Source organism: Rhizobium sp. PRIMUS64, assembly GCF_023006465.1.
Lineage (GTDB): Bacteria > Pseudomonadota > Alphaproteobacteria > Rhizobiales > Rhizobiaceae > Rhizobium > Rhizobium leguminosarum.
Genome location: NZ_JALBGX010000168.1, coordinates 1 through 13,188, shown reverse-complemented (window position 1 = coordinate 13,188; position 13,188 = coordinate 1). Strand labels below are relative to the sequence as shown.

14 protein-coding genes are annotated in these 13,188 nt (G+C 62.5%); 13 read left to right on the top strand and 1 reads right to left on the bottom strand.

The annotated features are described in order from the left end of the window. The 13 genes from MOV76_RS34940 to MOV76_RS34880 form a co-directional block, all read left to right on the top strand. Nucleotides 1–1,030 (top strand): carbon-phosphorus lyase complex subunit PhnI (locus MOV76_RS34940; protein ID WP_247266249.1); only part of this gene is annotated, 1,030 nt, incomplete at its 5' end. Beyond that, nucleotides 1,027–1,902 carry an alpha-D-ribose 1-methylphosphonate 5-phosphate C-P-lyase PhnJ gene (locus tag MOV76_RS34935; protein ID WP_003544415.1) on the top strand — a complete coding sequence of 292 codons (876 nt, stop codon included), beginning with the start codon at nt 1,027–1,029 and terminating at the stop codon, nt 1,900–1,902. The genes MOV76_RS34940 and MOV76_RS34935, both read left to right, overlap by 4 nt. Further along, the gene (phnK, locus tag MOV76_RS34930) at nt 1,899–2,675 is read left to right on the top strand and encodes a phosphonate C-P lyase system protein PhnK (protein WP_003544413.1); all 777 of its coding nucleotides are present in this window, start codon (nt 1,899–1,901) and stop codon (nt 2,673–2,675) included. The genes MOV76_RS34935 and phnK overlap by 4 nt, the downstream gene beginning before the upstream one ends. 26 nt (nt 2,676–2,701) lie before the next feature. After that, nucleotides 2,702–3,409, top strand: a complete 708-nt coding sequence (gene phnL / locus MOV76_RS34925) for a phosphonate C-P lyase system protein PhnL (protein WP_026230920.1) — start codon at nt 2,702–2,704, stop codon at nt 3,407–3,409. Further along, entirely contained in the window at nt 3,406–4,023 is a 618-nt protein-coding gene (locus tag MOV76_RS34920) for a DapH/DapD/GlmU-related protein (protein WP_168318918.1), read from the top strand. Before phnL ends, MOV76_RS34920 begins: the two co-directional genes overlap by 4 nt. 117 nt (nt 4,024–4,140) lie before the next feature. Continuing rightward, a complete protein-coding gene (phnC, locus tag MOV76_RS34915) occupies nt 4,141–4,986 on the top strand; it encodes a phosphonate ABC transporter ATP-binding protein (RefSeq protein WP_247266248.1) in 846 nt (281 codons plus the stop codon). Nucleotides 4,987–5,072: 86 nt separating this feature from the next. Then, nucleotides 5,073–5,978, top strand: a complete 906-nt coding sequence (phnD, locus tag MOV76_RS34910; RefSeq protein WP_065277020.1) for a phosphonate ABC transporter substrate-binding protein — start codon at nt 5,073–5,075, stop codon at nt 5,976–5,978. A gap of 171 nt (nt 5,979–6,149) precedes the next feature. Beyond that, on the top strand, nt 6,150–7,109 hold the full coding sequence (gene phnE, locus MOV76_RS34905; RefSeq protein WP_247266247.1) for a phosphonate ABC transporter, permease protein PhnE: 960 nt from the start codon (nt 6,150–6,152) through the stop codon (nt 7,107–7,109). 7 nt (nt 7,110–7,116) lie between these two features. Continuing rightward, a complete protein-coding gene (gene phnE / locus MOV76_RS34900) occupies nt 7,117–8,460 on the top strand; it encodes a phosphonate ABC transporter, permease protein PhnE (RefSeq protein ID WP_247266246.1) in 1,344 nt (447 codons plus the stop codon). Between the two features lie 140 nt (nt 8,461–8,600). Beyond that, nucleotides 8,601–9,296 carry a DUF1045 domain-containing protein gene (locus MOV76_RS34895; RefSeq protein ID WP_130718538.1) on the top strand — a complete coding sequence of 232 codons (696 nt, stop codon included), beginning with the start codon at nt 8,601–8,603 and terminating at the stop codon, nt 9,294–9,296. Between the two features lie 13 nt (nt 9,297–9,309). After that, nucleotides 9,310–10,449, top strand: a complete 1,140-nt coding sequence (locus tag MOV76_RS34890; RefSeq protein ID WP_131631142.1) for an alpha-D-ribose 1-methylphosphonate 5-triphosphate diphosphatase — start codon at nt 9,310–9,312, stop codon at nt 10,447–10,449. Further along, complete coding sequence (phnN, locus tag MOV76_RS34885; protein ID WP_018244296.1) at nt 10,446–11,042, top strand: phosphonate metabolism protein/1,5-bisphosphokinase (PRPP-forming) PhnN; 597 nt, start codon at nt 10,446–10,448, stop codon at nt 11,040–11,042. Before MOV76_RS34890 ends, phnN begins: the two co-directional genes overlap by 4 nt. A 20-nt stretch (nt 11,043–11,062) precedes the next feature. Continuing rightward, a complete protein-coding gene (locus MOV76_RS34880) occupies nt 11,063–11,566 on the top strand; it encodes a GrpB family protein (protein WP_168318922.1) in 504 nt (167 codons plus the stop codon). Between the two features lie 35 nt (nt 11,567–11,601). Here the strand turns inward: MOV76_RS34880 and MOV76_RS34875 are convergent. After that, the coding region (locus tag MOV76_RS34875; RefSeq protein WP_247266245.1) for a DNA translocase FtsK at nt 11,602–13,188 on the bottom strand (1,587 nt) is incomplete at its 5' end.

Genomic DNA, 13,188 nt, shown 5'->3' with positions numbered 1-13,188 from the left:
CCGTTCGCTGCCGGCGATCGGCATCGAACAGATCGTGGCGCAGCTGGCGCTCGCCGTCGATCGCGTCATGGCCGAGGCCTCGCTTTTCGACCGCACGCTCGCTGCACTTGCCATCCGCCAATCACGCGGCGACATGATCGAGGCGATCTTCCTGCTGCGCGCCTACCGCACGACGCTGCCGCGTTTCGGCTATTCCAGGCCGCTCGACACGGCTGAAATGACGATCGAACGCCGCATCTCGGCGACCTACAAGGATCTGCCGGGCGGCCAGCTCCTCGGCCCGACCTTCGACTATACCCACCGGCTGCTCGATCCCTCGCTGCTTTCGGACGAGGCGGTCGAGACGCCCGCTCAGCGTGCAGCCGAGACCGGCCGCGTCATGCGCGTCTCCGAAATCCTCGGCGAAGAGGGCCTGATCGAGGCCGATGGCGACATGCCGGAAGATCACGAAATCGGCGACCTGACCCGCGAGCCGATGGAATTCCCGATGACCCGCGATCTGCGCCTGCAGGCGCTTGCCCGTGGCGACGAGGGCTTCCTGCTGGCGCTCGGTTATTCCACCCAGCGCGGCTATGGCCGCAACCACCCCTTCACCGGTGAAATCCGCATCGGCGACGTCGAGGTGGAATTCGATGTGCCGGAACTCGGTTTCGCCGTCTCGCTCGGCACGATCCAGATCACCGAATGCCAGATGGTCAACCAGTTCAAGGGTTCGGCCAAGGCGCCGCCGCAATTCACCCGTGGCTACGGCCTGGTCTTCGGCCAGAGCGAGCGCAAGGCGATGGCGATGTCGCTGGTCGACCGGGCGCTTCGCGCCGAAGAGCTCGGCGAGGATATCACCGCGCCGGCACAGGACGAGGAATTCGTCATCTCGCACTCCGACAACGTCCAGGCGACGGGCTTCGTCGAGCACCTGAAGCTTCCGCATTATGTGGATTTCCAGGCCGAACTCGATCTCGTCCGCCGCATGCGCCGCGAATTCGAAGCCACCCGCAACGGTGGCGAAGACATGAAGGAAGCCGCCGAATGACCGATCTGGCCAGCTACAACTTCGCCTATCTCGACGAACAGACCAAACGGATGATCCGCCGGGCCATCCTGAAGGCAATCGCCATTCCCGGCTACCAGGTGCCCTTCGCCTCGCGCGAAATGCCGATGCCCTACGGCTGGGGCACCGGCGGGGTGCAGGTGACGGCCTCGATCATCGGACCTGATGACGTGCTGAAGGTCATCGACCAGGGTGCCGACGATACGACCAACGCCGTTTCCATCCGCGCCTTCTTCCAGAAGGTCGCCAATGTCGCGGTGACGACGCATACCAAGGATGCGACGATCATCCAGACGCGCCACCGCATTCCCGAAGAAAAGCTCGGGGTCGGGCAGGTGCTCGTCTACCAGGTGCCGATCCCCGAGCCGCTGCGCTTCCTCGAGCCGCGCGAGACCGAGACGCGCAAGATGCACGCGCTCGAAGAATACGGTCTCATGCATGTGAAGCTCTACGAGGATATCGCCCATAACGGCCGCATCTCGCGGACTTACGCCTATCCGGTGAAGGTCCACGGCCGCTATGTCATGGACCCGTCGCCGACGCCAAAATTCGACAATCCGAAGATGCACATGTCGGACGCGCTGCAGCTCTTCGGCGCCGGACGCGAGAAGCGCATCTATGCGGTTCCGCCCTATACCGACGTCGTCAGCCTGGATTTCGAGGACTATCCCTTCGATATCCAACGTTTCGATAAACCCTGCGCCCTTTGCGGTGCGGAGGATGTCTATCTCGACGAAGTGGTTCTCGACGACAAGGGCGGCCGGATGTTCGTCTGCTCCGACACCGATCATTGCGAAGACCGCCGCGCGCACGGACATGCCGGCGAGATGCTGGCCCGGGAGGCTGCAGAATGAGCGATACCCCGCTTCTCAAAGTCCATGACGTTTCGAAATTCTACGGCAACCGTATCGGCTGCCGCGACGTCTCCTTCGAGCTCTGGCCCGGCGAAGTGCTTGCCATCGTCGGCGAGTCCGGCTCCGGCAAGACGACGCTGCTCAACTGCCTCTCCACCCGGCTGCTGCCGAGCACCGGCAGCGTCGAATATCACATGCGCGACGGCAGCTACCGCGACCTCTACCGCATGAACGAGGCCGAGCGGCGCTTCCTGATGCGCACCGATTGGGGCTTCGTGCACCAGAATCCGGCGGATGGCCTGCGCATGACGGTGTCGGCCGGCGCCAATGTCGGCGAACGGCTGATGGCGATCGGCGACCGGCACTACGGCAAGATCCGCGCTTCGGCGATCGACTGGCTCGAACGCGTCGAGATCGACGCCGACCGCATCGACGATCAGCCGCGCGCCTTTTCCGGCGGCATGCGCCAGCGCCTGCAGATCGCCCGCAACCTTGTCACCGGGCCGCGGCTCGTCTTCATGGACGAGCCGACCGGCGGCCTCGACGTCTCGGTGCAGGCGCGCCTGCTCGATCTGGTCCGCGGCCTCGTCAACGATCTTGGTCTCTCGGCCATCATCGTCACCCACGATCTCGCCGTCGCCCGCCTGCTCTCGCACCGGATGATGGTGATGAAGGACGGCTACGTCATCGAACACGGGCTTACCGACCGCGTGCTCGACGATCCGCGCGAACCCTACACGCAGTTGCTCGTCTCCTCGATCCTGCAGGTCTGAGGTCCTAAACCAAGGAAGAAGAAATCATGGCAACGCCCCTCGTCGTTTCCGAAGTCTCGAAGAGCTTCACCATGCATCTGCGCGACGGCATCAAGCTACCTGTCGTCTCCGATGTCGCCTTCTCGGTCGCATCGGGCGAATGCGTCGTGCTCGGTGGCCCATCGGGCATCGGCAAGAGCTCGCTGCTCAAGATGATCTACGGCAATTATGCCGTCGACACCGGCCAGATCCTCATCCGTCACAATGACCGCATCGTCGATCTCGCCTCCGCCGATCCGCGCACCGTGCTCAACGTCCGCCGCGATACGCTCGGCTATGTCAGCCAGTTCCTGCGCACCGTGCCGCGCGTCGCGGCGATCGACGTGGTTGCCGAACCGCTGGTGGCACGCGGCGAGGACGCCGTCACCGCGCGGGAAAAGGCGGGCGCCCTGCTTGCCAGGCTCAATCTGCCGGAAACGCTCTGGCAGCTTCCGCCCGCCACCTTCTCCGGCGGCGAGCAGCAACGCGTCAACATCGCGCGCGGCTTCATCACCGAGCATACGATCCTGCTTCTCGACGAACCCACAGCCTCACTCGATGCCAGGAACCGTGCCGTCGTCGTCGGCATGATCGCGGAAAAGAAGAAGGCGGGGGTGGCCCTTCTCGGCATCTTCCACGACGAAGAGGTGCGCGAAGCCGTCGCCGACCGCATCCTCGACGTCCAGCAATTCTCACCCAGAAAGATCGCTGCATGAGCCGCAAACTGGGTATCGAGCCCTATTTTCATGAGACGGCGTCCGTCAGCGATTCTACCTTCGGGCGCTATACGGAGGTCTCTGAACGCTGCCGCATCAGCGAGGCCACGTTCGGCGACTATTCCTACATCATGCAGGACGGCTCCGTCTGGTGTGCGACGATCGGCAAGTTCGTCAATATCGCCGCCGCCGTGCGTATCAACGCCACCAACCATCCGACCTGGCGCGCGACACTGCATCATTTCACCTATCGCGCCGCCGACTACTGGCCGGATGGCGATATGGAGACGGACTTCTTCGCCTGGCGGCGCGCAAACCGCGTGACGATCGGCAACGACGTCTGGATCGGCCACGGGGCGACCATTCTGCCGGGCGTCAACGTCGGCAACGGCGCGGTGATCGGAGCCGGCGCCGTCGTCTCGAAGGACGTCTCGCCCTATACGATCGTCGGCGGCGTGCCGGCAAAGCTCATCCGCGAGCGCTTTCCAAGAGAGGTCGGCGAACGGATGGACAGGCTTTCCTGGTGGGACTGGGAGCATGACCGGCTACGCCAGGCGCTCTCCGATTTCCGCAACCTGAGCGCGGAAGATTTTCTATCCCGTTACGGCGGTTAAACCCCCGATATAGGGGCGGAGAATTGTGACAGGACTTACACAAATATGACATGCGAGGTTCATCAAGCGGGACTAATGCGATGCTGACCAAGGCCTGGATCGCAAGGGAAGAGCATGATGTTCGAGCTGAAGAATGTCACACGTCGTTTCGGAAAAAAGCTCGCCGTCAATTCCGTCACGCTCGCCATTCCTCAGGGCCAGATGGTCGGCATTATCGGCCGCTCCGGCGCCGGCAAGTCGACGCTGCTGCGCATGATCAACCGCCTTCAGGAGCCGAGCTCCGGCTCCATTCATTTCGCCGGCGTCGAGGTCTCCGGGCTTCGCGGCCAGGCGTTGCGCAACTGGCAGCGCGACTGCGCGATGATCTTCCAGCAGTTCAACCTGGTGCCGCGCCTCGACGTCCTCACCAATGTCATGCTTGGCCGCCTCAATCATCGCTCGACGCTTATGAGCCTGCTCAACATCTTCACTCGCGAGGAACGCGTGCATGCCATCGCGGCTCTCGAACGCCTCGGCATCGAGCAGACGGCGCTGCAGGCAGCCGGCACGCTTTCCGGCGGCCAGCAGCAGCGCGTGGCGATCGCCCGCGCTCTGATGCAGAACCCGAAGATGGTTCTCGCCGACGAGCCGATCGCCTCGCTCGATCCACTGAACGCCAAGATCGTCATGGATGCGCTGCGCGATATCAACGAGCGCGAGGGCATCACCGTCATCACCAACCTTCACACGCTCGACACCGCCCGCAACTATTGTGAGCGCATCGTCGGCATGGCCGGCGGCCGCGTCGTCTTCGACGGCAAGCCCTCGGAGCTGACCGCGGAAGCGGTGAAGGAAATCTACGGGACGGACAAGGACGGCGCCGGCATCGACGAAACGGTGACCTCGACATCGATCAATATCGCCCCCGAGCGGGCAGACCATCAATCCGCCGGCACACAGCCGCTGGCGTTGGCCGGCCTCTGAGAGAGGCAGCCGCGATCGAGCGCCCGCGTCAAGGGCACACTTCTTCGTAACGGGAAGGCCGGGGACACCGGTCAATAGGAGAGAACATGTTGAAGAAAGCACTCTTTGCGGCAACGGCGCTCTTCGCGCTCGCCAGCGCTGCCCACGCTGCAGACCTGAAGGAATTCCGCATCGGCATCCTCGGCGGCGAAAACGAAACCGACCGCCTGCGCAACTATGCCTGCCTTGCCGACCACCTGAAGCAGGAATTCGGCTTCGAGAAGGTTTCGCTCTTCCCGGCCGCCGACTATGACGGCGTGATCCAGGGCCTGCTCGGCGGCACGCTCGACTTCGCCGAACTCGGCGCCTCCGGCTACGCCGCCGTCTACATCAAGGATTCGAAGGCTGTCACGCCGATCCTGACGACGCAGCAGAAGGACGGCTCGACGGGTTATTACTCGATCGGCCTTGCTCTGAAGTCCTCCGGCATCAAGTCCATCAAGGACGCCAAGGGCAAGAAGCTCGGCTACGCCGATCCGGATTCCACGTCCGGCTACCTCGTTCCGCTGACGCAGATCCCGAAGGACACGGGCATGCCGAACGACAAGTTCTTCGCCTCGACCCAGTTCAACGGCGGTCACGAGAACAACCTTCTCGCTGCCTATGACGGCAAGGTCGACATTGCCGTCGACGATAGCTCGGGCATCGGCGACTTCAAGGACGGCTACACCTCCGGTACCTTCCGCAAGGAAGTCGACAAGGGCGCCGTCGATCCGAACAAGCTGGTCGAAGTATGGCGTTCGCCGCTGATCCCGAACGGCCCGCTCGTCGTTCGCAATGCTCTGGGCGAAGAGTGGCAGACGAAGCTTGCAGCCTTCTTCACGGCTCTGCCGGAGAAGGATCACAAGTGCTTCGCCGCTGTCGAAGGCGGCGACTACAAGGGCTACGCGCCCGTGAAGCACGACTTCTACAACGCCGTCGTCGACGTCCGCAAAGCTGCCATCGGCGGCTGATCGAGCCGTTTCGAATGAGGGCGGCCGGCAACGGCCGCCCTCTATCTTTTGACTACGGCGCCGCGCGTCTTAGACGCGCAAAGGACGCTGTAGCACTTTGAATTGCTGCGTAATTCTATCCTCAAATCGATTCCGATTTGAGGATAGAATTATGAAGTAGGCGAGGCGTTGATGACTATTGCCGATACACAGCCGCAGATGCAGAGCACCAAGGAGATCGGCACCGCCTGGGACCGGATGGTCGCCAAGCGCCGCTTCTATACCGTCCTCGGCCTGGTTATCCTCATTGCGGCTTTCGTCAGCTCCGTCCGCTTCGCCGACGAGAGCAATGCCGGCCATTTCTTCGACCGTCTGCCGCATCTCTTCGACTTTCTGAGCTGGCTCATCCCCAAGGATTGGCACGACGTCTGGCGCGCGCTGTTTGATATAGCGAGCGTCAACGACAAGGGCGGCGAGGAATTCAATTTCGACAGGGGCCGTGTCTACGTCTGGGGCGCCTTCTACATTCCCGAATATTTCGAGCTGATGATCGTCACGATCAACGTCGCGCTGATCTCGACGATCATCGCCTTCGTCTTTGCCGTCCCATTGAGCTTCTTTGCCGCGCGCAACCTGACGAATTCATGGCCGTTGCGCATCTTCACCAAGCGGCTGATGGAGTTCCTGCGCGCCTTCCCTGAAATCGTCATAGCCGGGCTGTTTTCGGCGATCCTGTCGATCGGGCCGGTCGCCGCCATCATCGCCATCACCCTGCACACGATCGGCGCGCTCGGCAAACTCTTCTACGAAGTGGCCGAAAATATCGACATGAAGCCCCACGAGGGTATGAAAGCCGTCGGCGCCAACTGGTGGGAACGCGTGCGCTTTGCCGCCCTGCCGCAAGTGCTGCCGAATTTCACCTCCTATGCGCTGCTGCGCCTTGAGATCAACGTGCGCGCCTCGACCATCATCGGCGCCGTCGGCGGCGGCGGCATCGGCGAGGAGCTGAAGCTCTCGATCTCGCGCGGCTTCGGCGCCAAGACGGTGGCGCTCGTTCTGCTGCTGTTCGTGACGATCGTCGCCGTCGACCAGTTCTCCGCATGGCTGCGCCGCCGCCTCGTCGGCGAGCACGCCTTCCTCCTGCAACATTGAGGCCGCCATGACGGTGATCGACGCAAACCGCATGCACGAGATAGAAACGCGCTATCCGGAATATTTCCACCGGTCGTTCCGCCAGCGTTTCGGCGGGCTGATGATCCTCATCGCGACACTGCTCTACAGCCTCTATGCCGTCTGGTTCTTCGACCTGCCCAAGCTTTTTGCCGAAGCCCATTGGGAGCGCATCGGCATCTATCTCAGCCAATGGGTGAGCTACGACGTTCAGCCGGAATTCCGCATTGGGGATGACGGCTTGATCGACATCCGTTATCCGCGCTTCTCGCCGCTTGGCGACAATCCGCATCCGGACTGGCTGGTCAACAATCCCGACGGCAGCATCACCGTCTCGATCAGCGGCACCAACCGCAGCGTCACCGTCTCGAAGAGCGAGACGATCGTCACCGCGCATGGCATCAGCGTCCCGGTGGAAGTTTCGAGCGGTGCGCCGAAAGTCGTCGGACCGGTACCCGGCTGGATGACAGTCTATGATGACAACGTGCTGGCGGATCTCGGCTTTGCCGGCAATGTCAGCATCTCAGTCGACCGGGTGAAGATCCGCAAACGTTTCATCGGTTGGGCGAATTTCATCTTCGACACGCAATCATCCTTCTTCGACAAGCCGGTCGGCGAGGTCGTCAGCCTCATCGTCTCCGGTCCGCGCATCAAGCCCGACCAATCCAACCTGTCGCTCGCCTTCGACGATATCTGGAACAACAGCGAATGGCAGCACGGCGACGTCTGGACCAAGCTTTTCCAGACGATCGTCATGGCGTTCCTCGGAACGCTGCTCGGCTCACTTACCGCCTTTCCGCTCGCCTTCCTGGCAGCGCGCAACATCACGCCGAACCGCCTGCTGAACCAGATCCTGAAGCGCTTCTTCGATTTCTTGCGCTCGGTCGATATGCTGATCTGGGCGCTGTTCCTGACGCGCGCCTTCGGCCCCGGCCCGCTCGCCGGCAGCGGTGCGATCTTCCTCACCGAGACCGGCACGCTCGGCAAGCTCTATTCCGAAGGCCTCGAGAATATCGACAACAAGCCGCGGGAAGGCATCAAATCAACAGGCGCTCAGACCGTGCTCGTTCATCGTTACGGCATTATGCCGCAGATCGTTCCCGTCTTCGTCAGCCAGACGCTCTACCAATGGGAATCGAACGTGCGCGGCGCGACCATTATCGGCGCTGTCGGCGCCGGCGGCATCGGCCTCAAGCTGTGGGAGGCCATGCGCACCAACGCCAACTGGGAAAACGTCGCCTACATGGTCATTCTGATCCTGATCGTCGTCTTCATTTTCGACGCCGCCTCGAACGCGCTGCGCCATCGGCTGATGGGCACGAAAGCCCACTGACCCATCCATCAAAGCAGTGGCGGCGCTGTCGCCATCATCATTCTGTCACGGAAATCTTTTAGCCGGGAGCCTGCTTGCGGTTCGCCGCCAAATCACTGCACAGTGCCCTCCCCGTTTGGACGATCTCCAGGATAAAAGCCTTGCGCTACGCTCTCTATTTCTCGCCGCCGAAGGATGATCCCCTGACCGGCGCGGCCTCGCTTTGGCTCGGCCGCAATGCTTTCACCGGCGAGACCTACCCCGCACCGGAATATGAGCAACTGGGTGCGCCTGAACAGTTCGAGCTGACCGCCGACCCGCGCCGTTACGGCTTTCACGCCACGATCAAGGCGCCCTTTTCCCTCGCCTCCTCGGTCACCGAGAAGGATCTCATGACCGTTGCCGAGGATTTTGCCCAGCGCACGCAAGCCTTCGAGATTCCTGAGCTCGTGCTCGGCCAGCTCGGCCGTTTTTTTGCCCTCGTTCCCGGTTCACTTCATCAACCTCTTCAGGATTTCGCCGCGAAAGTGGTAAGGTCATTCGAACCGTTCCGGGCAGCGCTTTCCGAGGCCGATATGGCGCGGCGCAATCCGGAGAAGCTCAGCGACAGCCAGCGCGCCCATCTGCAGCGCTGGGGTTATCCTTACGTCATGGAGGATTTCGGCTTTCACATGACGCTGAGCGGCCAAGTGCCAGAGACACGTGCTCAGGTGATGAAAGCGATCCTGACAGAGCGTTTTGCCGATTTCATCGGCCGGCCGCTTTCGATTTCCGGCCTTGCCGTCTTCATCGAGGAGACGCGCGGTGCGCCGTTCAAAGTTCATTCCTGGCTGCCGCTTGCCGGCGCCAAAAGCTGAAAGACCTGACGACATGAGCAAAGAGACCGTGTTTTCCAACGCCCGCATCGTTCTCGAGGATGACATCCTCTCAGGCTCGATCCTCATCCGCGACGGCAAGATTGCCGACATCTCCGAGGGCAACTCGGTAGCCGGCGAAGATTTCGAAGGCGACTACGTCATTCCAGGCCTCGTCGAGCTGCACACCGATCATCTCGAAGGCCATTATCAACCGCGTCCCGGCATTCGCTGGAACAAGACCGCCGCAGTCCAGGCGCATGACGCCCAGATCGTCACGTCAGGCATCACGACGGTGTTCGACTGCCTGCGCATGGGTGCGGACGAGGACGGCGGCTTCGAACATGGCGAGATGCGCGAGATGGCGGACGCCATCCAGTCGGCGGAGAAGGAAGGCAGGCTGCGCGCCGAGCACCTCATCCACTTGCGCTGCGAGGTCTCGGCCGACAACGTGCTCGAACACTTCGGCGATTTCGAAAACGACCGGCATGTGCGGCTCGTCTCGCTGATGGATCATGCGCCCGGCCAGCGTCAGTTCCAGACGATGGACCAATATATCTTCTACTACCAGAAGAAGCGGGGCCTGAGCGACGAGGCGTTCGCGCGTTTCGTCGCCAAGCGTCAGGCAGAATCGGCGCGCAATTCGACGCCGCATCGCAACGCCATCGCCAAGGTCTGCGCCGAGCGCGGCATCACCGTGGCAAGCCATGACGATGCGACGCTCTCGCATGTCGACGAGGCGATCGACAACGGTGTGCGCCTGGCCGAGTTCCCGACCAGTTTCGATGCCGCCCGGGCGTCGCACGAGCACGGCATGAGCGTGCTGATGGGCGCGCCGAACATCGTGCGCGGCAAATCCCATTCCGGCAACATCGCCGCCCGCGACCTTGCCGAGATGGGCGTGCTCGACGTGCTTTCCTCCGACTACGTGCCGCTCAGCCTGCTACATGCGCCCTTCATTCTCGCCGATGAGGTGGAGAGCATCAGCCTGCCGAAGGCGATCGCCATGGTGACGTCGACGCCCGCCCGCACCGTCAGCCTCGACGATCGCGGCCGGATCGCAACCGGGCTGCGCGCCGATCTTGTCCGCGTGCATCGTTCGCACGGCGTGCCGGTGACACGCTCCGTCTGGCGCCAGGGACGCCGTGTCGCATGATGCCGCACGAACCCCACGCAGGAGCCGGTGCCGAGCGCGGCATCATGGTCGTTGTCGTCGGTCCGAGCGGTGCTGGCAAGGACACGCTGATGAACCTCGCCGCCCGGCGTTTTGCCGGCCGTGAGAACGTGCATTTCGTCCGCCGCGTCATCACCCGCCACCGCGATGCCGGCGGCGAGGACCATCTTTCCGTCTCCCTCCAAGGGTTTGCCGCCATGGAGCAATCAGGCTCCTTCGCCGTCTGGTGGGAAGCGCACGGCCTGAAATACGGTATTCCCGCCGAGGTCTCGGTGGCGCTGTCCAGAGGCCATGTCGTTGTCGCCAACGGCTCGCGCTCGGCGCTTCACCGCTTCCAGGCCGCCTTCCCGCGGCTGAAAGTCATCAACGTCACCGCCCGCCCCGAGGTGCTCGCCGGCCGGCTGGAGGCGCGCGGACGCGAGACGCATGAGGATATCATGGCCCGGCTCGCCCGCGGACCGCTGACCGTGCGTGGCGAATATGACGTGGTGGAGCTCGACAATAGCGGCTCGCTCGAAGAGGCCGAGCAGAAGATGATCGAGATCCTCGACGGATTGCTGACCAAGGCGCACTGACCAGGATCGAGGGAAAAGGCATGCGCGCCATCAAAGTGGTCGACTACGATCCCTCTTGGCCACTGCTGTTTGCCGAGATCAGCACCGAGATCTCGATTCTGCTCGGTGACCGCCTGCTTTCGATCGATCATATCGGCAGCACATCAGTGGCTGGGCTGGCAGCCAAGCCGAAGATCGACCTTGATGCCGTGATGATATCCGACGAGTTCCTGCCGACGGCGATCGAGGTGGTGCGCGCTGCCGATTTCATCTTCCACGGCGATACCGGAGAGCAACGATGGGCTTTCACCCGCGATCATCAAGCTTACGGCTTCAAGCTCTATCTTTGCGGACCCGACAATCGCGGACATCGGGAGCGCATTCTGTTTCGCGACTATCTCAGGGATCACCCCGAGAGAGCCACGGCCTATGCCGATCTGAAACGCCGGCTGGCTGCAGAGGCAGGCGGCGATTGGGATTTTTACACCGGCGGAAAGACCGCATTTGTCAGCGAGACGCTGCGGCTGGCTGCCTTGATGACATGAAATGGAGTGCGCAGTGCACTCCATGCCATTGCCGATTAATCGCCGTCACCCCGTCCCGAGACGATCTCGCGCTTGCCGACGTGGTTGGCCGGGCCGACGAGACCTTCCTTTTCCATGCGTTCCACCAGTGAGGCGGCGCGGTTGTAGCCGATGCCGAGGCGGCGCTGGATGTAGGACGTCGAGCACTTCTTGTCGCGCATGACGACCTTGACCGCCTGCTCGTAGAGTTCATTGCCATCTTCCGAGGCCATGGCGCTCTTGTCGAAGACGGCGCCGGCTTCTTCCTCTTCCGTCTCTTCCTCCTCGTCGGCGGTGACGGTGTCGAGATATTCCGGGCGGCCCTGGGTCTTCAGATGGGCGACAACCTTTTCCACTTCGACATCCGAGACGAAAGGACCGTGGACGCGGGAAATCCGCCCGCCGCCCTGCATATGCAGCATATCTCCCTGACCGAGCAGCTGCTCGGCGCCCTGTTCGCCGAGAATGGTGCGGCTGTCGATCTTCGAGGTCACCTGGAAGGAGATGCGGGTCGGGAAGTTTGCCTTGATCGTGCCGGTGATGACGTCGACCGACGGACGCTGTGTCGCCATGATCAGATGGATGCCGGCGGCGCGGGCCATCTGGGCGAGGCGCTGGATTGCCCCTTCGATGTCCTTGCCGGCGACCATCATCAGGTCGGCCATCTCGTCGACGATGACGACGATATAGGGCATCGGCGTCAGGTCCAGCGCCTGGCTTTCCTCGATCGGAACACCGGTGCCCTTATCGAAGCCGACCTGGACCATGACATGGATGGTCTCGCCCTTTTCGCGGGCCTGTGCCATGCGGTCGTTATAGCCATCGATATTGCGCACGCCGAGGCGCGACATCTTGCGATAGCGCTCCTCCATTTCGCGCACGGCCCATTTCAGCGCCATGACCGCCTTCTTCGGATCGGTGACGACGGGCGTCAGCAGATGCGGGATGCCGTCATAGACTGACAGTTCGAGCATCTTCGGGTCGACCATGATCAGGCGGCACTGTTCCGGCGTCATGCGGTAGAGCAGCGACAGGATCATCGTGTTGATGGCGACCGACTTGCCGGAGCCGGTGGTGCCGGCCACGAGCAGATGCGGCATCTTGGCGAGCTCGGCGATGACAGGCTCGCCGCCGATCGTTTTGCCGAGGCCGAGCGCCAGCTTGTAACCGCTCTTCTCGAAATCCTGGCTCTCGATCATCTCGCGGAAATAGACGGTTTCACGTGTCACATTCGGCAATTCGATGCCGATGACGTTGCGGCCGGGGACGACGGCCACGCGGGCCGAAAGCGCCGACATCGAGCGGGCGATATCATCGGCAAGGCCGATGACCCGCGACGATTTCACGCCCGGCGCCGGCTCGAATTCATAGAGGGTGACGACAGGACCGGGACGGACATGGATGATTTCGCCCTTGATACCAAAATCTTCCAGCACGCTTTCCAGAAGCCCGGCATTCTGCTCCAGCGTCTCTTGCGACATGATCTCGCCGAGGCGTTCCGGCGGTTCCTGCAGCAGTGCACGCGGCGGGAATTGATAGCCGGATGCGTCGATCCTTTCGGGCCGCGCGGCCAGGCGCGGCGACGGCAGGACCGCGGCGACAGG

Bases quoted from the DNA above. Each gene is read 5' to 3' on its own strand.
- MOV76_RS34935 (WP_003544415.1), top strand. From the start codon at position 1,027: ATGACCGATCTGGCCAGCTACAACTTCGCCTATCTCGACGAACAGACC.
- phnK (WP_003544413.1), top strand. From the start codon at position 1,899: ATGAGCGATACCCCGCTTCTCAAAGTCCATGACGTTTCGAAATTCTAC.
- phnL (WP_026230920.1), top strand. From the start codon at position 2,702: ATGGCAACGCCCCTCGTCGTTTCCGAAGTCTCGAAGAGCTTCACCATG.
- MOV76_RS34920 (WP_168318918.1), top strand. From the start codon at position 3,406: ATGAGCCGCAAACTGGGTATCGAGCCCTATTTTCATGAGACGGCGTCC.
- phnC (WP_247266248.1), top strand. From the start codon at position 4,141: ATGTTCGAGCTGAAGAATGTCACACGTCGTTTCGGAAAAAAGCTCGCC.
- phnD (WP_065277020.1), top strand. From the start codon at position 5,073: ATGTTGAAGAAAGCACTCTTTGCGGCAACGGCGCTCTTCGCGCTCGCC.
- phnE (WP_247266247.1), top strand. From the start codon at position 6,150: ATGACTATTGCCGATACACAGCCGCAGATGCAGAGCACCAAGGAGATC.
- phnE (WP_247266246.1), top strand. From the start codon at position 7,117: ATGACGGTGATCGACGCAAACCGCATGCACGAGATAGAAACGCGCTAT.
- MOV76_RS34890 (WP_131631142.1), top strand. From the start codon at position 9,310: ATGAGCAAAGAGACCGTGTTTTCCAACGCCCGCATCGTTCTCGAGGAT.
- phnN (WP_018244296.1), top strand. From the start codon at position 10,446: ATGATGCCGCACGAACCCCACGCAGGAGCCGGTGCCGAGCGCGGCATC.
- MOV76_RS34880 (WP_168318922.1), top strand. From the start codon at position 11,063: ATGCGCGCCATCAAAGTGGTCGACTACGATCCCTCTTGGCCACTGCTG.